At 27.7% G+C, this 20,515-nt stretch carries 26 protein-coding genes, 1 tRNA gene and 1 pseudogene; 22 read left to right on the forward strand and 6 right to left on the reverse strand.

Annotated elements, in window-relative coordinates; all coding sequences use genetic code 11:
• Positions 1 to 9: 9 nt before the first annotated feature.
• Complete coding sequence (locus L3B98_RS07950) at positions 10 to 1,395, forward strand: MATE family efflux transporter (protein ID WP_238916213.1); 1,386 nt, start codon at positions 10 to 12, stop codon at positions 1,393 to 1,395.
• A gap of 315 nt (positions 1,396 to 1,710) precedes the next feature.
• Here L3B98_RS07950 and L3B98_RS07955 read toward each other — a convergent pair.
• Positions 1,711 to 1,796 (reverse strand) — tRNA-Leu (locus L3B98_RS07955).
• Positions 1,797 to 2,183: 387 nt separating this feature from the next.
• Between L3B98_RS07955 and L3B98_RS07960 the strand changes: the two genes are divergently transcribed.
• From L3B98_RS07960 to L3B98_RS07975, 4 genes and pseudogenes are all read left to right on the forward strand, one after another.
• Complete coding sequence (locus L3B98_RS07960; RefSeq protein WP_011968823.1) at positions 2,184 to 2,876, forward strand: nitrogen-fixing protein NifU; 693 nt, start codon at positions 2,184 to 2,186, stop codon at positions 2,874 to 2,876.
• 25 nt (positions 2,877 to 2,901) lie between these two features.
• A complete protein-coding gene (locus tag L3B98_RS07965; protein WP_238916214.1) occupies positions 2,902 to 3,903 on the forward strand; it encodes a GGGtGRT protein in 1,002 nt (333 codons plus the stop codon).
• Between the two features lie 195 nt (positions 3,904 to 4,098).
• Positions 4,099 to 4,587, forward strand: a pseudogene (locus L3B98_RS07970) (site-specific integrase); the annotation flags it as partial.
• A gap of 348 nt (positions 4,588 to 4,935) precedes the next feature.
• A complete protein-coding gene (locus L3B98_RS07975) occupies positions 4,936 to 5,094 on the forward strand; it encodes a hypothetical protein (protein WP_238916215.1) in 159 nt (52 codons plus the stop codon).
• A gap of 324 nt (positions 5,095 to 5,418) precedes the next feature.
• On the opposite strand, the gene L3B98_RS07980 is transcribed toward L3B98_RS07975, so the two are convergent.
• From L3B98_RS07980 to L3B98_RS07990, 3 genes are all read right to left on the reverse strand, one after another.
• Positions 5,419 to 5,586 (reverse strand): Spo0E family sporulation regulatory protein-aspartic acid phosphatase, encoded by a 168-nt coding sequence (locus L3B98_RS07980; protein WP_238916216.1) that lies wholly within the window; start codon positions 5,584 to 5,586, stop codon positions 5,419 to 5,421.
• A gap of 1,024 nt (positions 5,587 to 6,610) precedes the next feature.
• Positions 6,611 to 6,772, reverse strand: coding sequence for a hypothetical protein (locus L3B98_RS07985; RefSeq protein WP_015392255.1), 162 nt, complete (start codon positions 6,770 to 6,772; stop codon positions 6,611 to 6,613).
• Between the two features lie 65 nt (positions 6,773 to 6,837).
• Entirely contained in the window at positions 6,838 to 8,169 is a 1,332-nt protein-coding gene (locus L3B98_RS07990; RefSeq protein ID WP_238916217.1) for a transcriptional regulator, read from the reverse strand.
• Between the two features lie 387 nt (positions 8,170 to 8,556).
• On the opposite strand from L3B98_RS07990, the gene L3B98_RS07995 reads away from it, so the two are divergent.
• The 12 genes from L3B98_RS07995 (at position 8,557) to L3B98_RS08045 (ending at position 14,550) form a co-directional block, all read left to right on the forward strand.
• Positions 8,557 to 8,754: a hypothetical protein gene (locus tag L3B98_RS07995; protein WP_238916218.1), complete on the forward strand. Its 198-nt coding sequence runs from the start codon at positions 8,557 to 8,559 to the stop codon at positions 8,752 to 8,754.
• Positions 8,709 to 8,861 (forward strand): hypothetical protein, encoded by a 153-nt coding sequence (locus tag L3B98_RS08000; RefSeq protein ID WP_238916219.1) that lies wholly within the window; start codon positions 8,709 to 8,711, stop codon positions 8,859 to 8,861. The genes L3B98_RS07995 and L3B98_RS08000 overlap by 46 nt, the downstream gene beginning before the upstream one ends.
• Positions 8,862 to 9,286: 425 nt before the next feature.
• Positions 9,287 to 9,916 (forward strand): hypothetical protein, encoded by a 630-nt coding sequence (locus L3B98_RS08005; protein ID WP_238916220.1) that lies wholly within the window; start codon positions 9,287 to 9,289, stop codon positions 9,914 to 9,916.
• Between the two features lie 144 nt (positions 9,917 to 10,060).
• A complete protein-coding gene (locus tag L3B98_RS08010) occupies positions 10,061 to 10,537 on the forward strand; it encodes a hypothetical protein (RefSeq protein WP_238916221.1) in 477 nt (158 codons plus the stop codon).
• A gap of 16 nt (positions 10,538 to 10,553) precedes the next feature.
• Complete coding sequence (locus L3B98_RS08015; protein WP_238916222.1) at positions 10,554 to 10,988, forward strand: hypothetical protein; 435 nt, start codon at positions 10,554 to 10,556, stop codon at positions 10,986 to 10,988.
• Positions 10,989 to 11,138: 150 nt separating this feature from the next.
• On the forward strand, positions 11,139 to 11,582 hold the full coding sequence (locus L3B98_RS08020; RefSeq protein WP_238916223.1) for a hypothetical protein: 444 nt from the start codon (positions 11,139 to 11,141) through the stop codon (positions 11,580 to 11,582).
• Between the two features lie 52 nt (positions 11,583 to 11,634).
• Complete coding sequence (locus tag L3B98_RS08025) at positions 11,635 to 12,033, forward strand: hypothetical protein (protein ID WP_238916224.1); 399 nt, start codon at positions 11,635 to 11,637, stop codon at positions 12,031 to 12,033.
• 126 nt (positions 12,034 to 12,159) lie between these two features.
• Entirely contained in the window at positions 12,160 to 12,384 is a 225-nt protein-coding gene (locus L3B98_RS08030; RefSeq protein ID WP_238916225.1) for a DUF1653 domain-containing protein, read from the forward strand.
• 130 nt (positions 12,385 to 12,514) lie between these two features.
• A complete protein-coding gene (locus L3B98_RS08035; protein ID WP_238916226.1) occupies positions 12,515 to 13,573 on the forward strand; it encodes a DUF429 domain-containing protein in 1,059 nt (352 codons plus the stop codon).
• A gap of 292 nt (positions 13,574 to 13,865) precedes the next feature.
• Positions 13,866 to 13,994 (forward strand): hypothetical protein, encoded by a 129-nt coding sequence (locus tag L3B98_RS28880; protein WP_015392269.1) that lies wholly within the window; start codon positions 13,866 to 13,868, stop codon positions 13,992 to 13,994.
• A gap of 31 nt (positions 13,995 to 14,025) precedes the next feature.
• Positions 14,026 to 14,301 (forward strand): hypothetical protein, encoded by a 276-nt coding sequence (locus L3B98_RS08040; protein ID WP_238916227.1) that lies wholly within the window; start codon positions 14,026 to 14,028, stop codon positions 14,299 to 14,301.
• A 75-nt stretch (positions 14,302 to 14,376) separates the two neighbouring features.
• On the forward strand, positions 14,377 to 14,550 hold the full coding sequence (locus L3B98_RS08045; RefSeq protein ID WP_015392270.1) for a hypothetical protein: 174 nt from the start codon (positions 14,377 to 14,379) through the stop codon (positions 14,548 to 14,550).
• A gap of 264 nt (positions 14,551 to 14,814) precedes the next feature.
• Here L3B98_RS08045 and L3B98_RS08050 read toward each other — a convergent pair whose 3' ends face one another.
• Positions 14,815 to 15,357, reverse strand: a complete 543-nt coding sequence (locus L3B98_RS08050; RefSeq protein WP_238916228.1) for a TetR/AcrR family transcriptional regulator — start codon at positions 15,355 to 15,357, stop codon at positions 14,815 to 14,817.
• A 115-nt stretch (positions 15,358 to 15,472) separates the two neighbouring features.
• Here L3B98_RS08050 and L3B98_RS08055 point away from each other — a divergent pair, with 115 nt between their 5' ends.
• Positions 15,473 to 16,231, forward strand: a complete 759-nt coding sequence (locus L3B98_RS08055; RefSeq protein WP_238916229.1) for an EFR1 family ferrodoxin — start codon at positions 15,473 to 15,475, stop codon at positions 16,229 to 16,231.
• Positions 16,232 to 16,374: 143 nt separating this feature from the next.
• Here the strand turns inward: L3B98_RS08055 and L3B98_RS08060 are convergent, their stop codons facing one another.
• On the reverse strand, positions 16,375 to 16,950 hold the full coding sequence (locus L3B98_RS08060) for a TetR family transcriptional regulator (protein ID WP_238916230.1): 576 nt from the start codon (positions 16,948 to 16,950) through the stop codon (positions 16,375 to 16,377).
• Between the two features lie 292 nt (positions 16,951 to 17,242).
• On the opposite strand from L3B98_RS08060, the gene L3B98_RS28885 reads away from it, so the two are divergent.
• The 4 genes from L3B98_RS28885 to L3B98_RS08075 all read left to right on the forward strand — a co-directional run bounded on the left by L3B98_RS28885 (position 17,243) and on the right by L3B98_RS08075 (position 20,492).
• Positions 17,243 to 17,368 carry a hypothetical protein gene (locus L3B98_RS28885; protein WP_275298393.1) on the forward strand — a complete coding sequence of 42 codons (126 nt, stop codon included), beginning with the start codon at positions 17,243 to 17,245 and terminating at the stop codon, positions 17,366 to 17,368.
• Between the two features lie 54 nt (positions 17,369 to 17,422).
• Complete coding sequence (locus L3B98_RS08065) at positions 17,423 to 18,616, forward strand: alpha/beta hydrolase (RefSeq protein ID WP_238916231.1); 1,194 nt, start codon at positions 17,423 to 17,425, stop codon at positions 18,614 to 18,616.
• Between the two features lie 673 nt (positions 18,617 to 19,289).
• Positions 19,290 to 19,637 carry a hypothetical protein gene (locus tag L3B98_RS08070; RefSeq protein WP_238916232.1) on the forward strand — a complete coding sequence of 116 codons (348 nt, stop codon included), beginning with the start codon at positions 19,290 to 19,292 and terminating at the stop codon, positions 19,635 to 19,637.
• Between the two features lie 159 nt (positions 19,638 to 19,796).
• On the forward strand, positions 19,797 to 20,492 hold the full coding sequence (locus tag L3B98_RS08075) for a hypothetical protein (protein WP_238916233.1): 696 nt from the start codon (positions 19,797 to 19,799) through the stop codon (positions 20,490 to 20,492).
• The last annotated feature ends 23 nt before the right edge of the window (positions 20,493 to 20,515 follow it).

Consider the following 20,515-nt stretch of genomic DNA (forward strand, 5'->3'; position numbering starts at 1 on the left):
AGGAAAAACATGATTGAAAAATTTTTTAAAAAGAGTCCATATTTAAGCACGATGTTAGCAATAGCAATACCGGTGTCCATTCAAAGCTTGTTTCAGGCTTCTTTAAGTGTTATTGACCAAGCTATGGTAGGACAACTGGGAGAAAATGCAATTGCAGCTGTTGGGTTAGGATCAAGATTTCCTAATATTTTTATTATAACTTTGAATGCAATTGGTGCTTCAACCTCTATTATGGTATCTCAATTTTGGGGTAAAAAAGACAAAGAAAATATAGCACGCTCATTTGGTGGAAATTTATTTATTGGACTTGTTATAACTTTAATATTTTCTATACTTTCGTTTGGATTTCCAAATCAAGTATTAAGCTGGTATACAAAAGATGCCAAAGTAATTGAATTAGGAAGTGAATATCTTAAGACTATTGCAGTTGGATATATACCAATACTTTTAATAACTATGTATTCATCGATTTTAAGAAGTACAGAACATGTTAAACTACCTATGTTTGCAGGAATATTTGGTATTCTAATGAACACTTTATTAAATTATATTCTTATATTTGGTAAGTTTGGATTTGGAGCAATGGGATTACAAGGTACAGCTTATGCTACAACTATAACTAGACTTTTAGAAGCTTTAATTCTTTTTACATGCATATATGCAAAAAAATATCCAGGAGCATTTAAAATAAAGGAAATATCTAACTTATCAGCTGAGTTTATTAAGAAAATTATAATTATATCTACTCCAATACTAATAAATGAATTTTTATGGGCAGTAGGGGAAACAATGTATTCTATTGTATATGGGAGAATGGGAACAGATGAAGTTGCAGCAATGACATTAACATTTCCAATACAAAGTTTAAGCATTGGTTTATTTTCAGGTGTTAGCGTTGCAGCTGGAATTATGATAGGAAATAAACTTGGTAAGAATGAAAATGAAGAGGCTTTTAAATATTCAAGAAAGTTTATTAAATTAGGTATTGTAGGTGCAGCAATATTTGGAATTGTGTTAATTATGTTATCTAAATTATATGTAGCTATATTTAATATCTCTAATGATTTAAAGGATTGTACAATCAAGATACTAATTATGTTTGCATTAGTATTATGGATTAAAGTTTCAAATATGATAATAGGAGGTGGAATTTTAAGAAGTGGTGGACAAACTAAGTATACATTATATTTAGATATGTTTGGAACATGGGGAATAGGAGTTCCATTTGGATTTATTTCAGCATTTATTCTCAAGCTTCCTATTGAATGGGTTTATTTGATAATTTCTAGTGAGGAACTAGCTAGATTAATTATTGGACTTAAATTGATGTATTCAAAAAAATGGATGGCAAATATTACTGAAAACAATACAGGAGAATGTAGTATAAATAAATAGCTATAACATATATTGAAATATTAAACAGACAAGCGAAAAATCAAGAGAATAAAAAGATTCCTGATTTTTTTAGTCAATAAATAGTTTTAAATAAATATTGCGTATATAAAAATATAATCCATAATTAAATTCATAACAATGGCTAACCTTTTGACTACAGTACTAAAATAGCATCTGCGAACGTAATGGTAAATTGTTTGAATGATAAAAAATTCTCTCGCAAAATAGGAGAAAATTTAGAAAAAACATATAAAATAAAAAAAGCTGCACTATAAGGCATCTAAACCAAATAATACAGCAATCTATCAATTTTAATGGTGCCGCTAGCCGGACTCGAACCGGCACGGTATCGCTACCAGAGGATTTTGAGTCCACCACGTCTGCCATTCCATCACAGCGGCATGTCAACTGACAAAAGTTATTCTATCACGTTTTAAAAAATATAGCAATAGGAAATTTTAAATTTCTTTATTTTAGTAAAAATTCTAGTATATATACTTATTGATATTTATTATATAATTATAATTGTAGAAATATTTAGACAATATTTTAGCAAATTAAACCTAATACATGTTATTTATTCATGTTAAGTGAGTATCTTGAAATAAAAGTAGAGAAAAGTGTATAAATTTTTAAATAAAGGTTGTGGGGAAGCAAATGATTTGCTAGAATAGGAATAGGGGAAATGTGCCCCAGCGGGTTATTTCATGACCAGCTACAATTTTAATGCTTAGAAATAAGATTAAGAATTTGTAATTATCTAATTAATTAGGGAGGAGCAAAAATATATGATGTATTCAAAAGAAGTTGAAGAAATGTGTGTACTTGCTAAAGGTCCTAATCACGGATCAGCGCCAATTCCTGTAGAAGGAAGATGGGTTCAATCAAAAGAAGTAACTGATATATCAGGATTAACTCACGGAATAGGTTGGTGTGCACCACAACAAGGAGCTTGTAAATTAACTTTAAATGTTAAGGATGGTATTATCCAAGAAGCATTAGTTGAAACAATTGGATGTTCAGGAATGACTCATTCAGCTGCTATGGCTTCAGAAATCTTACCAGGAAAGACTATATTAGAAGCATTAAACACAGACTTAGTTTGTGACGCTATAAACACAGCTATGAGAGAATTATTCTTACAAATCGTTTATGGAAGAACTCAAACTGCATTCTCAGAAGGTGGACTACCTATAGGAGCAGGTCTTGAAGATTTAGGAAAAGGTTTAAGATCTCAAGTTGGTACTATGTATGGAACTTTAGCTAAAGGACCAAGATACCTTGAAATGGCTGAAGGATATGTTACAGAAGTTGCTGTAGACGAAGATAAAGAAATCATTGGATATAAGTTTGTTAACTTAGGAAAAATGATGGAAAGTATCGCTAAAGGTATGGATGCTAACGAAGCATTAGAAAAAGCTAAAGGTCAATACGGTAGAGTTGCTGACGCTGCTGAATTATTAGACCCAAGACATAAATAATTATTTGTAAAGGAGGATTTTTAAAATGGCATTATTTGAAAGTTATGAAAGAAGAATTAACCAAATCACTCCAGTATTAGAAAAATACGGAATGAAAACTCTAGAAGATGCAAAGGCAGTTTGTGCTGAAATTGGAGTAGATCCAGCTACAATAGTTAAAGAAACTCAACCAATCGCATTTGAAAATGCTGGATGGGCATACGTTTTAGGTGCTGCTATAGCAATAAAGAAAGGTTGCACTAAGGCTGCTGATGCTGCTGAAGCAATCGGAGAAGGATTACAAGCATTCTGTATCCCTGGATCAGTTGCAGACGATAGAAAAGTTGGTTTAGGACATGGAAACTTAGGAGCTATGCTTTTAAGAGAAGAAACTAAATGTTTCGCATTCTTAGCAGGACACGAAAGCTTCGCTGCTGCTGAAGGTGCTATTAAAATAGCTGAAAAAGCTAACAGAGTAAGAAAAGAACCATTAAGAGTTATCTTAAACGGTCTTGGAAAAGATGCTGCATTCATCATTTCAAGAATCAATGGTTTCACATATGTTCAAACTCAATTTGACTACTACACTGGAGAAGTTAAAGTAGTTAAAGAAAAAGCATACTCAAACGGAGAAAGAGCAAAAGTAAGATGTTACGGTGCTGACGACGTTAGAGAAGGTGTTGCAATCATGCATAAAGAAGGAGTTGACGTATCAATCACTGGTAACTCAACTAACCCAACTAGATTCCAACATCCAGTTGCAGGAACATACAAGAAAGAATGTATCGAACAAGGTAAGAAATACTTCTCAGTAGCATCAGGTGGTGGTACAGGAAGAACTCTTCACCCAGATAACATGGCTGCAGGTCCAGCTTCTTACGGTATGACTGATACTATGGGAAGAATGCACTCAGATGCACAATTCGCAGGATCATCATCAGTTCCAGCTCACGTTGAAATGATGGGATTAATCGGAGCAGGAAACAACCCAATGGTTGGTATGACTGTTGCTGTAGCTGTTGCTGTTCAAGAAGCACTTGCAAAGTAATTGATTTTACTAGATTAAGGGCGAATTAGTAAGCTAATATAAACTATTTTAAATACACATATCTAATAGATTTTAATGTCTATAGATGTGTGTATTTTTTTATACTCAAAAAGAGACTCCCATCTATATGTGTGTGGAGGTGGATATTGTTGAAGAAAATTAATATGAGAATAAAAAGTATCAGCTTATTCAACAGGTGTAAGAAGGTCAACATTAATAAATATACAAATAAGTGATTTAGATTTAGAAAATGGATATTGTTACTATAGGCACACTAAAAACAGAAAAGCTCAAACAGTATCTATACCACCAAGTATGTGTAACATTCTAAAAGAATATTTAGAATATTTGCCAAGTGAATGTATATATTTATTTCTGACTATCTTAGGTGAGCAAATGAAAGTTGCAAGTCTTACTCACACATTAGAAGAATATAACCGTTCTAGAGATGTACAAAGGACAGGTATCCATAAGTTTAGACATTGGTTTTGTAAGAAAAGCGTACTGCTAGGAATGGATTTGATTAGGCTGCAAAAAATTGTGGGTCATAGTAATCTAGAGATATTGAGAAATTATGTGAATTTATTAACTCAAGATTTAAAGAAAGATGAGGTTGTTTTTAATCCGCTAGAAGATATTCAGAGGAAAAATAAAGAAGCAAAACATATAAGACTTAGAAAATAATTAAACTCTGGGCATTGTTCATGAGTCAAATTTTACTTAAAAATTATTCAGTAAATCAGACTTTGGTAAGAAAATAAAAAAATGACTTATTGTGGTGTAATAAGTCATTTGAAAATAGTACTGAGCTTGGACAATATTAAATTATAGTTGCAGTAATAATTTAACAAGCCTAACAATTATAATTATAAGAAGTAATTGTGACAACATTATGTCAAATTAATCAACTTGATACAAATTATTCTATTTAAGATAGTAAATGAAATGATGAGTAGATAATTATAAAAATAAAAAGGACAATCTCCTAATGGGTAACAGACTATCCTGAATACTGTGTAAAAGGGTAATATTATGAAAAATTATCGTCATCATGGTTTTATTATATTTACAAATGCACCTAATGAAATTATACCGAATATAGTAGAAGCTAATGTTCCATATCAAGGTTGTATAAATATAATGAAATCAAATATAATTTGGTATAAGTACAAAGAAAAAAAGAATTATTAATATAGAAAGGACTATCAAAAAACAGATAGTCCTTTCTTATGCAAAAAAATAGAAGCCTTGATTTTTCATTATTTAGAAAACCTGCAGGCAAATTAATAGTTACTTGCAGGTTGTTGCTAACATTTTCTATTACTGAGTAAATCCGAATTGACTACTGTTGTAGATTGATAGAAACAGACATAGTCGTTGGTTTCATCAAATACTTTGTAACCAGCACTTTTCAAGAGTTCGATCTCTTTTTTAAAATCTTTAATTGAAGTATCCTCTCGATGTATTTCGATTGATTCTCTAATTACCATCAAAGCCCCACCTTTATATAAAATATTATTGACTATTTGTATTTAGTTGCTCTTTGTATGCAGCAATGATTGCTTTATCCAATTTTTGACTTAACTTCAAAACATAGTCGTTGGTTAATTCTTTATTGTTTGCTATTTCTATATGTAACATATCTCTATACATATCTATATTGTATGATATTAAATCATCCATTATTCTCACTCAACCTCCTTTCATGCCTATAAATTGCTTGTATCTATGGATAAACTTGTTATTTATAGATATCATTTAGAAGCGAAAAATTATAATATGCATATTTGTTAATAATTAAATATACATATGAGAAAGTGTCGTTTCTTTTGCAATCCAGTTAGTTGGATTTTATATAAATTGTAATATACATATTTGATAATAAATTGTTACATTATATGAAATTGATATTTGTATAAAAACAACAACAAATTTTAAGTTTCCCTCTTAATACTACTTGCTATTTACTTTAAATGCTTATCACAAAATCAATTATAGAGGTATTTCCAGCAGTTTACAAATTTAAAAAAAGTAAGTGATTTCCATTAAATTCACTTACATTTTTCCTTGTTATCTTTGCAACATTTTTAGTCTTCATGTATTGAGTCATTTATGTCTAAATTTAATGATACTATTTTTGTATTCATTGGATACGTAAATTTTCCGAATAGTGCAATTTATTTTTTGTTGAAATAAGTGTGACATTTGAAAGCAATACTACTAATGCTATTGTTTCTAATATTATGTTATTTATGAAATTTAACATCTTTAAAATGTAAAAAGAGTCGACATTATTTTATTTATCATTGTAATATAATGATAAAATTTGCGATAAAAAATATTTTTTATGTTTTTTTAAAAATACGTTTAATTTTTATAGAAGATTCTGTTTGTTTAATATTTAGTTTTTCATCATTAGTCACTCCATAATACGCTCAAACCTTTGGATAATTAAAGAATAATCTATATTTAACTCTTTTGCTTTTTCAACATCTTTAACGCTTTACCATATTAATATTAGTTTTTTATATATCAACGCTCTAACATAGGATGTTTAACAATATAAGATTATTTATATAGAAATTTTAAGTAGATAAAACAATAAAGGGCTGTTTGCAACAGCCCTTTAATACAATTTTGTTATATAAGAAATAACACTTTTAAGTTTTGAATAAAGTTTAATTAAAATATCTAACTTTTATTGTTATTAATTTGGATCTAGTGTATTTAAGTGATATACATTATTTGGATCCACGCTAGACACTGTACTATTTTTAGTAATCTTAGTATGTGTAGTTTTAGTTGACGCAAATGCAACATTTGTTAATAACATTGATGTTGCCATTACTGCCAATATAATTTTTTTCATAAATTTCCCTCCTAAAAAAGTTTAGTTAAATCTATAAATCCTTTATTTAACATTATAGCATAATATTAGAAAATATAATGAAAAATTTTTTTTATCTGTTTCATTTTTTCTCTTGACTTTCTGCTGAAATATTTACTTTTTTCTTCATTTCGACCTCTATAATACTCTCCAATCTCTGAATAGATTAAAGAATAATCTATATTTAATTCTTTTGCTTTATCTGCCATCAGCATTAAATTTTCTTTATCTTCTTTTTTTATATAAATAAGCACTAACTCATAAATTACTTGTTCAATTAAACTTAGATTTTCCTTATCATTTTTTTCACATAGTTCTAATGCCTGTAAAAGATACGTCTCAACATCTTCATTTACATATATAAGCACTTTTGCAGCCAAATACAAAATCTCGTTAAGATATTCACTGTTTAGACTGTATATCAAAGATTCTTTGATATACATGGCTGCTGTTTTATAATCTTTTTTATTAAAATATAATTCGGAAAGATTCCTGTAAGTCATGGATATAAAGCCTTTATCATCATAGTTCATAGCAATACTTAGTGTTTCCTTGTATTCTTTTTCGGCTTCGTCAAATTTATGATAATCATTGAAACAATTAGCATATACCATTTTTACCTTTAATAACATTTTATAATCCTTAATTTCAAATTGTTTTAGTATTTCAAAATACTTTAAAGCACTATCATATTCACCTAGTTTTTTATATGTCAATCCCCTGAAGTGAAGTATCATTACAGAAAGATCATCATTCACTATACTATTATTTAGTTTTTCTGCGTAGTCTAATTGTTGCAATGCTCTAGCATAATTCTCGGTAAATATATTGTTTCTGGATTTATATATATATAAATTTACTTCCTCAAAACTATTTTGAGAATTAATGCTTATTTTTAATCCAAGATCACACATTTGATCACTTTTAGAATAACTATGTTTATAGTAGTACAAATCAGCAGATAATTTATAAAAATCTATTTTTTTATCATCTGTAATGTTATACTTTTCAATTAGTTTTTCGGCTTCAATAATTTTTTTTTCAAGAAAATTAATTTCAATTGAATTAATTTCTATTTTATGTAACTCATTTAAAATATTATTTTGGAAAACATAATTTGCTTGTTCATCTTCATCTATCATTAATTCCTTTGGTGTAAGTAATGATAAATCCATTCCTTTCTCCTTTGCAATTCTATTTAAATTTTCGGCAATTCGATATGCTAAATTATAACTTAACTTTTGCTTATTATTTTCGATCAGGCATATCATAGTTCTTGTACATACACCTGCTGAAATTTCCTCTTGAGTCGCTCCAAGAATTATTTGTCTTATCTTCTTTAATTTTTCACCTTGCATCATGATTTCATTATCAAACATTGTTATAGCCCCCCACTCTGCCATTTTTATCATTAGAAAATAATCATATAACTCTACATTACTAAAAATGGACTAAAAACGAAATGCACTTTTATGCTATTTTTAAGACGTTTTATTTTTTCATTTATATATAACACGAAATTTAACATATATTTCTATATATAAACATATTATACCAAATCGGATTAATATTCAATAAATCTTAACTTAATATTTGTATTAAATTGTTATTTTATTTAATATGCTTAAATTCTTATATCTCAAATTTTACAAGTTGATTCTTTTTATACATAAAAATGTATGTTTAATGACAAGAATATTAATTATTTGGTAAATGTAGTGTGTGATTCGAAAAATATATAAATAATTAATATGGGATAAGTGTTTATGGGGCAAAAAATTAAAGTGAATTTTATTAAGTTGGAGAGGAAATTAAAATATCCATCAGGAAATCGCCCAGAAATAATAAAAAGTAATGAATATGAAAGCATAGCTGTAACTTTAAATGTTATTGATAGTCTACTAGATGAAGAGCGTGTATGGGAATTAAAGATGAAAATGCAGATGAATATGTTGAAGCAGTAGATGATGATGAAAGCATTAAAGTATCAGTAAAAGATAACGAAGTAAATATAAATGATTTATTTGAGGGTCTTGTTAGTAACATAAGTATTGATGAAGTAATGATGTGAGAACCTTAGAAATTGAAGCATTAAGCAAAACAGTTTTGATGGATATAGAAAAAAAGAGTAGAATGTTCCAAAAACCGTTGTTATTTCACAACTTTTTTATTTACAAAGAATAAAGCAAAGTAATAGTATGATGTTGCAAACTAAAATGTTAATATATTCATATAGTGGAAAAATAGTAAGTGGCTATTATATAGGGATAATTAAGAACCTTTGTGTGAGAGGTAAACGTTGATGAGTGAGGAATATAAAATTTATTTAGATAGTTTTAATACAAATGAAAAGATTGATTAGTACAAGATTTGATCAAGATGGTGATCTAAAGTTTTATTGTAACAAGATAGAGATAATTTCAGTTGATGAAAGTAATTATAAATTATAGATTTATGAGAAGGAAAATGTAAATTAATAAGAGAGGACTAAATATAATGAATATAGATGTAATTAAAAACAGCCTTATTTCCATGGCTGCTCTGGATATTATTTTTAGTGAAGAGGAATGGTTAAGAGTATATACATGGTATTCAAATTGGAATGAAAAAAGTTCTTTAGCAGTAATTGATAATGGTGGTGGAGATACTATGCATATAGTATTTTCAAATGATGGATGTATTATCAAAGGGTTTGATCATGAATCTGAGTTATCACCTCATGCTCAGGAAGAATTTGAAGTCTGGAAAGGAATTTATGATGATGTTCCAAAGGTGTTATTAGACTTACTTGATGATGAAGAAATTGAAAAAGATGATGTGACATTCTGCATTTGGCAGGATAAGAATCATAAGGAGTGGCAAAAGGGAAAAGTAGAACTTCCAGAAGGTTGTGATGATGGTTCTAATTATATGCTTAGTAGAATATTTTCAGCTGAAGGTTATATAGATTGGGCAAAAGATTATTGGGAATTAGGAGAGAGATTAACTTTTGAAGATGTTAAAAAGGTATTTAACCATCAACCAATTACCGAAGAAATGGTAAGAAAAATAAATCCAGATAGAGACATAAAAAAGGTAATGGAGGAACTTATAAAAATAAATTATCCAGTAGAGTACAAAAGTTAATTAAATAGAAAAAATAATTAATGTGTAAAAGTTTTGTGTTAGGGTGTACTAAGCATAGATAAGAATAAGCAAAGTAATAGTAGGATGTTGCAAACTAAAATTTTAAAATATTCATTTATAAGCAATATATGGAGTTGATTTAAAATGGAAGAGAGAAATAAAAGAAAAGAACGAATGCAAGAATTACTACAAAAAAACAAAGAGAGTAGAAAATTAGAAATTGAACCATTATTAAAAGAATGTGTTGAGGTATTACAATCTAATGTAGAAATTTTATCACAAGTTGAATCAGAAGAGATGTATTATGCTCTGCAAAAAGCATTTCCATATACATCATGGGGAAGAATAGATTGGGATAACCTTAGAAATAAAATTAAAGTTGCAAACTTACAAGATATTATTGGTATTTTGAGTAAAAAATATAAAACAAGAGATTATGATATTATTACCTTATGGGGGTATGGAAATTCGCCAGTGATTAGAACAAATTTACAAAATGCCATTAAGCATATTGAGTCTATAAATGCTATCGGCAGCGACCAGTGGGTATATTGTCCTTCATATAAATTTGTAATAGAATTTTATCATGATGACAGTATAGTAATAGGATTTCATAATTAAAATGCAATATTATTTGATGAAAAATATTCCTAAAGATATAAAAATTAAAATTTACAAAAATATAAACTTAGTTCTTTTTATCAGGAAAGTTGGTGATAGTGTGGCATGTATTGCTGAGTTTGGTATTATAAATGAATTTGAAAAAGATAAAGATTATTCATTGGAATATAAGCCGCAAAAATACAATTGCATTGCAATTGATGATAATATTTTAAATGATTGGTGGAACGAACTGATTTTAATTAAAACTTACTTTAATAGTTATTCTAGGCCAAACTTTGCATTAGCAAGGTGGGGAGTTACTCTTATTCCACCAGAATCATTAGAGGATTTTTATAACATTGTATCAAAAGATAAACGTTCTAAATCATCAAAAGAATTGATTGATTTAATGATATTATTAAGAAAGGCAATTTCCGAAAATAAATTTATAATTCACTATGGAGTATAAATACAATTTTACTTAGTTAGAAATTTTATTGAAATGCATAAGAATTACAAATCTATAGTTTTTGCAGAAAATTAAATTTTGAAAATTAACTATTTACATTATTGAAATTATGTTTAGTTAAAATGAAGTATTAAAGGAGAGGTGAATTTTATGTTATTGAATAATGGAATTACTGGGTTTTCAGATGATAAAGCATTACTACCAATGATGAGTTGCGATGAATTTAAAAGAATTTGTTATGAAATCGCTATTAGCCTCAAGTTTAATATAGAAAGTTTTGACTTTAAACTAGAAGGGAAGAACTTTTATTCTGCTAAAGTTAAAATTAATAATGATACAATATTTATTTTACTTAATGCGTATTATCCGATTATTACCTTTGCATTAAAAATCAGTCCATTTAATAATGAATATTTAGATATTGAAATGCTAAGTAATGAATTCATAAAATTTTATCATATATTAACTGTTTCAGAATTAGAATCTTCAATAACAAATGAAGAAAAAGAATGTTTAAATGATTATGAATTGAAGCAATTAAAATATTATAAGCCTGATAATGTAGCAGGAGTTATTTTTAATTATTGGGATTGATAAGGATAATATTGAGTATTAAAACATGAAAAGTTTTTTGGAGGAATTCAAAATGAAATTAATTTCAAAATATGGGTGTTCAATAGTTCCTCAAGGTAACAGTTTTTTGTATTATGAGATGAATAGTAAAGGTGAAGAAATAGGCTATTTTAGATATTCTTTTGATAATAGTATTGTTAAGAGAGATAAGGATACTTATTCTGAATGCAAATATGGTAAAGGGTATAAGAACATATTAAAGTATTTTGAGAATGATGCAGTTGTACCAAGTTCTATAGTGTGTGGTGATGGCACAGTTATTGTTACGGAATTTAAGGATTCGTATATTCATATGTTTGATAGAAACGATAATTTGATTTGGATCAATGAATCAATGGGGTCATATAACAATATATACAGTTTAGCATATGAAATTGGCTTTCTTTGTGTGTCTATCCCACCTCAAATATGATAAAAAAATTTTCGTTAAATACCTTTAAAGAAGAAGTTTCAATTACTTAGAATAAATGTTTTTTTGAAGAAATTAACTAAATATAGTACAATTACACATATTATTATATTTAGGAGGACTTGATAAATGAACAGTAGAGAAATAAAAATAGGAAAGAAATATAGACATTTTAAAGGAAATGAATATTTGGTGCTTTATGTGGCAAAACATTCAGAAACCCTTGAAGATATGGTGGTTTATCAAGCTTTGTATGGAGAAAAAGGAATATGGGTTCGACCATTGAGTATGTTTTTAGAGACAAAAGAAGTTGATGGCAAGATTGTAAACAGATTTGAAGAGATTGATAATTAGACAGAATTAGTTTAAGAAATTTACTGTGATGTTGAAATTGCGATGTAGAAAATCATGTTGTTGAAAAAAGTTGCTATCCAAATGGCAATAGTAGGTTAATTTAAGTTAAGGTAAAAAAGGAGCGTTTAATTTGAATTTTATTGGTATAGATGTTCATTTGCATTCAGTAGTTGTTGCTGTTATAGATGAAAATTTAAATATTATAGAAGTTAGCAATGCTACTTTTGAAGATGCTATAATTAAAATTAGAGAATATTTGCCTAGTGTAATTTCTATTGATGCTCCATCAAGTTTGAATAAAGGTCTTATGAATGATGAGGAATATAGAAAAAATATAGGTAGAAAGATAAATGGTCACTATAATAAAAAGGTATCTGAATATGAACTTTCGAGAAGAGGAATAAATCCATTCCCAACACCGGACAATATAGAAAAAGTAAGAAGCAGAAATGATTTATCATGGATGGAGCAGGGATTTTGGTTATATAACAACTTATTAGATAAAGGATACAAGCTCTTAGATCAGAACAATTATGTGGATAGTATGGAGAAGGGGATAGTAGAAGTATTTCCTCATGCATCATTTTCAACTTTGGCAGGACAACTATTGCAAAATAAAAATACTGATGAAGGATTAAATCAAAGATGGTTATTATTACAGCAGTTAGGACTTAATAATTTAGACTTTATTATGAAGGCTGCAAAAAGAAAAGATAAGGATGATTATTTAGATGCAATTGTTGCAGCATATACTGGACATGCAATTAGTAATGGAAAAGGTAGTTTTGTTGGTGATGCAACTGAAGGACAAATTGCTTTACCAATTAGAGATATTAAGGAATCATATAAAAGAAGTAAATATAAAGAAAAATCTATTGTTAAGGAATATCAAGATGATTGTAGTTATGAATATGAATTTCTTCATAATGATAGTGTATTATGGTTAAAGTATTTTACACCAATAAATAATTCTCCTAAAATAAAAGAAGTGATAAATATTGAAGAAGGGAACTTTAGTGTATTTGCTATTATAACAAATAATGAGGGCAAATCAGCTGAGGTAGAATTAACTAACATGAGGGGAAAAACTCAAGGGGTAAAAGTTACTGATAAATATAAAAGCATTTTAAAAGAATTCTGGGGAAGCCATGGTGATGGTATTACATATTCAATTAAGATAATAAATTGATTTCAATAGTAATGGAAAAGTGGTATGAAAGATTATGTTATTCTAAGCTTAATAGAGATTATGCACATACATGGAAATTTTTTTGCTGAATTAAATGAAAAGGACAACTCGCTAAGGGGTAGCAAGTTATCCTGAATACTGATTAGTTATTTAAAGGGTAAATATTTATGAAAAAAAGTCTTATCAAGTTTATGTTTTTATTATAGGGGGAGTTTGTGACAAGTTTATGGCAAAATAATTAAATTAAGCTAAATAATTTATTAAATACAATTAAGGTTATTGAGGTGTTGAAATGGGACTTGTATTAGGTGTAATTGGTGTTTTGATAATGATCATAATTGGTATGCTTTTTGGTAGAATGATGCAGCTTGTGGGATTAATCATTGAAGCAAGTGTGAAATTGTTCAAAAAACTATTTTAAAATTATGAGATATGATAAGGAGAATCGTAAAATGAAAATTTCAGAAAAGTGTTTTAGTCGTACTAACATGGTTTTGTGTCTTTTTCCTTTAATATATATTATCTTTTCTGATACTTTTAATTTTCAAATTAATAAGTATGTAAAGTTTCTAAGTGTAGTTATTATTTGTACTGTTAGCATGCTGTTTGGGATTGGATATCATTTGACTAATAAACCAATTAAAAAGAAGGATTCTATTGGTCTAATATTTGGAAATTTGATAATAGTAAGCTTGCTGATTTGGTGGTATATTCGATTTATATATTAAATTATAATTAATGAAGATATTCAAATTTAATGGTTGTTTATGTGGAATTAAATTTATGTAGTTAGGAGAATGGTAATGGAAATTAAGTTTATGACGTTACTTATGAATTGGATTAATTTTGGATTAATAATTTTAATAATAATAGGAATTTATAAAGGGGTAAAAGGATTAAAAAGTTTTATAAATAGAAACAAGCAAATGAATGAAAAGATAGATGCTATTTTAGAGGAACTAGAAAAGAAAAAGTGAATAATACTAATAATATATTTTACTAAATACTTATACCATATTAATTTTTGATTAATATGTATGAGTATTTTTTTATTTATCTTATTTTCCGAACAGGAAAAGAACACTGGATTTTATTGAAAATTTCAGCGTTAAACCTCAAGGCTGTAATAAAAAAATGCAAGAAATTATTAAGTTAGGTAATTTTTAAAAGGAATTAATGAATCATTTGCACTTTAGAACTAAATGGTCAATGAATTAAAGAAATTAGAACCTGTAACAGAATTAATTCATAATAAGTCGTTCGTATACCATTTTTGCCATAGATTCGTCACTCTCTTTCATACCACTCTTACTCCATTCCATTAAGACATTATAAAAACCTCCTGCTATGAATGCATTGTTATATTTCTGAGATTCAATAGAACAATGATTTTTACATGAAATAGAACTACAAAGTGAATGAAGGAATTTAACAGATTTTTCGAGTATTAAAGTATTTAAATCAGAATTAATTAAATTAGTAATTAATTTTTGATGTTTTCTGAAGTGAGAGAAAAACGAGTATGTAAATTCATAGCTATCGGCCTCAGTATAATTTGAAATAAGATTAGAGTATTCTTCGAAAATTTCATCAAGATAAACACTAATAATATCTTCTAATATATTGTAATTTCTATAAAAAGCCATCCTAGATACGCCAGCTTTCTGAGTTACCTCAGTGATAGAAATGTTTTTAAAGTTTTTTTTCTCCATTAAGATCATAAGAGCTGTAAAAATGCTTTCTTTTGTTATCTTATTTTGAGTATCATTGTATTTATTTGCCATGAACATTATCCTTTCTTTTGTAACATCTTACGTATATACTATTGAACTATTTCTGTATTCAAATTATACTATACTCATCAAGGAGTTACAAGTGAAACGTCTAAAGGAGGATGTTATGAAAGTATTATATTTTACAGCAACAGGTAATAATTTGTATGTAGCTAAGAAAATTGGGGGAGAAAGCTATTCTATTCCTAAATTAATGAAACAAGGTCAATTTGAGTTTGAAGATGAAAAGATTGGTATTGTATTTCCGAGTTATTATGGAGGGGTTCCTAGAATTGTTGAGGAGTTTTTAGATAAAGTTAAACTAAAAAGTAAGTATATTTTTGTGGTAGTGTCATTTGGATCTTTTTCAGGAGCAGTCATACCTGAGCTTTTAGAAATTGGAAAAAGAAATCAAATCCAGTTTTCATACATTAATGAAATACTTATGGTTGACAATTACCTTCCAGTATTTGATATGGATAAAGAGATGAAAAAAGAGCCAAAGAAAAATATAGAAGAAAGTCTTGCACAAATAATCAAAGATATCCAAAATGAAAAAGTATATATCAAGAGACACGCTACAGTTATAAGATTTATTGAAGCAATAATAAAAAAGTTTCATTCTAGTACTAAGGGGAATCCTGAATATGATAAGAATTTCTATGTAGAAGATGCCTGTAATAGCTGCAAAATTTGTGAGAAAGTTTGCCCAGTAAATAATATTAATGTAGATACTAAACCTGTTTATAAAGGAAATTGCGAGCATTGTTTAGCATGTATTAATCATTGTCCACAGAATGCTATTAGGCTAAAAGGTGAAAGAAGTAAAACTAGATTCATTAATAAAAATATTGCATTGAAAGAAATAATAGATTCAAATAACTAGCTTTATACTATGTCACAGCAAAAAAAGTCGAGTCACGAAAAATAAAGTTGTGTTAAAAATGTATGAAATACTATGCAAAGAAGAGTGGAGCAATCTATAATCAAAATAATAAATTTCTTATATTACGAGAATAACCTGTTTTTTTACTTAACGAAAAATATTTTGTCAATCATGGTATCTTGAATTTGTTCAAGAATTTTTCTAATGTCCGATTCTTTGCCAGAAGTAAGAAGCCATTTAATTGTAGTTAGTACTAAAGAGGAGTAAATGGTTGAATAGTAGTCTAATAAAGAGTTGTCTTTGCAGGCATTATGAATTATTAGATATTGTTTGAAATTTTCTTTTAATAAATTTTGACAATCATCATATAGGTGGAGAGAGTCTGTTTTAATTTTCCATAATGCAAGAATGGTCTTTTTTTGGTCATAAAGATATTCGTAGGTTTTATAAAGAATAGAAAAAAGTTCGTTTTCTTTCATGTCACTAAAGCGTTCATTACTAAAAGAAGTAGCATTTTTCATGATTTCATTGATAAGTTGTTCTGCTAATTCATATTTGTCTGAATAGTGTTTATAAAAAGTAGAACGATTTATTAAAGCCTTATTTAATATGTTTTGTATAGTAATTTCATTAAAATCTTTTTCAGAAAGTAATTCAATAAATGTATTTCTAATATTTGCACGTGTTTTAATTACTCTTAAGTCTGTTTTTTGTTGCATATCCGTCATCCCCATTCCATAATTAATTACCATTAAATATATCAGATATTAATTACACATATAAATTTTAACAAAATGAAAATAAAAGGCAAGAGCAACAGGTTGTTTAGTAGTAAGCAACCTGTTGCTTTTTATTTTGAAATAAATAAAAAGTCTAGGAATTACTATTATTAATACATTCTATTTTGTATGGTTATGCAACAAAAAGTAGTATATTTGTTTGTTATCAAACAATTTTACGATTTTTATTGATTGAAAAGAATTGAAGGAAAAAATAAAATAAGGTTATACAATGATAATTAATCTCAATAAGGAAAGAGGAGGTAGAATTTATGATGCTTTTGATGGAATAAAAGTATGCGTATATGATGAGATTTTCAATAGTAAAAAAGAGATCAATAACTTAAAAATGGGATAACTAGAATGCATTTACGCAGCACAAAGTCAAAAATAATGAAAGGTGATGAATATTATGTTAAATAATAAAATAATAAAAGAAAAATTTCCTGTTGGATTTTATAATGATTTGCACCAAGATTTTAGTATCAATTTTCAGATGAATCGCTTTTATAATTGGTCAAATGATGAAGAGATGCTTAAAGAAATGAAAAAAGTTAGTCCATACATTCATAATTATGAAGAATATATTAATAAGTTTCTAGAATTGTCAGAAAAAGCATTGAAGGAAGGAAAAAAATTAAGGGCTGCTTATTACTTGAGAGGAGCAGAATTTTATATATCCGAAACAGATCCGAAAAAGCAAGCTTGTCGTAAACATTTTATTTCATTAATGCAAGAACATTTTCATGTCAAGGATAGTCAACACTACAAGGTTCCTTATGAGAATGGATTTCTTTCGGCTTATCGCTTTACACCAGAAGCGCCAAAGGGAACTTTTGTGATGTTTGGTGGTTTTGACAGCTATATAGAAGAAATATTTTCAGTAGCTATGATAATTAAAGATGAAGGATATAGTGTTATATGTTTTGATGGACCAGGACAAGGGGCTACTCTTGAAGATTATAAAATATCTATGACTCATGAATGGGAAAAACCTGTAAAAGCTATATTGGATTTCTTCAAAACTGATGATGCAACTTTATTTGGACTTTCTTTGGGTGGTTATCTTGCAATAAGAGCAGCTGCATTTGAAAATCGAGTTAAATGCGTAATTGCTGATGATATTTGTGCAGATTTTTATCAGATATTGCTAAGACAAATTCCTGTGAATTTAAGAGAAGAGTTTCAGGCTCTTATGTTGAATCAGAATGACCAAGAAGTGAATTCTTTAATAAAAAAATTAATGAAGGAAAGTCTTATGTTGGAATGGGCAGTAAACCAAGGCATGCATATTACAGGAACTCAAACACCTTACGACTTTATGAGTGAAATGATGCTTTTTAATACAAAAGAAATATCAGCAAAAGTAGAGCAGGACGTTCTTTTAATGGCTGCACAGGAAGATCATTATATACCACTTAACCAATTATTTGAACAAAGTAAATCTCTTATAAATGTACGTTCTTTAACAACACGTATGTTTACAAGAAAGGAGAATGCCCAAAATCATTGTCATGTAGGAAACATTGGACTTTCTATAGAGGTTATACTAAATTGGCTAGAACAAAATTCAAAACAGAAGACATTATTGATAAACAACTTGTAATTTAGACTTATGTGATAACTATTTTTTCATCTGGCTACTTGATTAGGTGCAGTTCAAATAGAACTAGATGCTTATTTTAGTTCGAAATTCATTCACATAATATGTTGTAATTAATACATGATAATTTATGTATTAACATAATAAGCAAATGAATAAAAAGATAGATGGAATTTTAGATGAACTAGAAAAGAATAAGTGAATAATATTAATAATGTGATTTACTAAATACTCACACTATATTAATTTTGGATTAATAGGTGTGAGTATTTTTATGCATAGAAGAAGATACTCCAATTTATAGGTGAGTGGATGTGCATGTCAAAGAAAAATGGAGTTATATTAAAAATTATTATAATAATGGAGAACAATCATTTATTATTTCATAACTTTTTATTCATTTGTTAGATAAAGAATAAGAAAAGTAATAGTAGGATGTTAAAAATTTAAATGTTAAAATATTTATATAAGGGAATGACTATTTTGAAGAAGATGTTCTTTAAAAATTTGCTATTACTGTAACAGTGTAAATGATTTTAAGAATAATGAAGACTTAAAGTTTTATTGTAAAGATTGAAATGATTTTATTGGTTGAAAGTAATAATGAATTATAGATTTTTTAGAAGAGATTTTAAATGAAATAAGGAAGGAAATTGATATGAGCGTGGGTTACTATATGATTAATAAAACAAAAAAAGAGCAAATAACATTTTCTCATCTTCCTGCTGAGACAGCTAGAGAATTAACAGGAAATCCAGTTACTTCAGCAATTACTACTTGGTACATGCTCAAAAACTTAGGTGATGACATAAGTTTTATTCCAGATCAATACTATGAAAATGAATCTTCACTAAAAGAAGTATCATTAGATGAAATTTTAGGTTACAATGATATGACAAATTTAATAATAGAAGATTTAATAGGTTTAAGTATATTAAAGGATAATGGAATTGAACATATTTTTGAGGATGAGCCTGAAGTGTATATAAGAAGATTAGAAAATGTATGGATGGATGAAAACTAAGATAAATTTTGAAAAGTGAAATTGGCTCAGCATATGAGAGGGAAAATAAAGAAGCGCCATGGAAAAAGGTTGAAGATTGATACAATTAGATTCTATGGGAGAAATAATTAAATTTAATATATAATTATAAACTGTTTTAAATGGTTAACAGGAGGAAAAGTGATAAAGTTATTAGAAAGAGATTATTTTAAAAATAAGGATTTTACAGCATATATTATTAAATCAATGCAGGAAGCACTTTCATATGGATTATTAGATGGAATTGATGATGAGCAAGAACTTAAGGATATGGAGGAATATATTGAAACAAATTATGATTTTTTAGATAACAATTGTAATAATTATAAAGAACAATATGTTTCTAGCAAGATACTTCATCTTAATATAAATGATATTAGTTGTTATTCAGATATTTTGGGAGAAAAACTAATTTCTTTGCTTAAAAGTATAAATGCAGAAAATATAGAAATTATACTGGATACAAAATGTGATTGGTTTAGTCAAAAAAATAACTATAAACCAGTTCGTAAAGCATTGAAGGAATTAAGAGAAATAGTTGGAATGAAAAACTATTATGGTGCTTTTGATGTAGATTTAAAGCATCTCAAACAAATGATAGAGATTATATTTTGGTTAGGAAGATGTAATGCTTCATTACCTTACATTCATTTAATTTGTGAAAAACAAAGAGTAAGTTTTATGATATGTAAATATGGGAATTTACATGTTGACACATATTCAAAAGAAATAGATAAAAGTATTGAGGAATCATATTCAAAAAGTGGTTTTATTTCTATAGATAATGAATATGAGTTTCTTGAAGATGAGTTTAAAGGAAGAAAAATCAAAATTTAAATTGTTGAGTAATAGGAGATTTA

The sequence above is a fragment of the Clostridium sp. YIM B02555 genome (assembly GCF_022320955.1).
GTDB lineage: Bacteria > Bacillota > Clostridia > Clostridiales > Clostridiaceae > Clostridium > Clostridium saccharoperbutylacetonicum.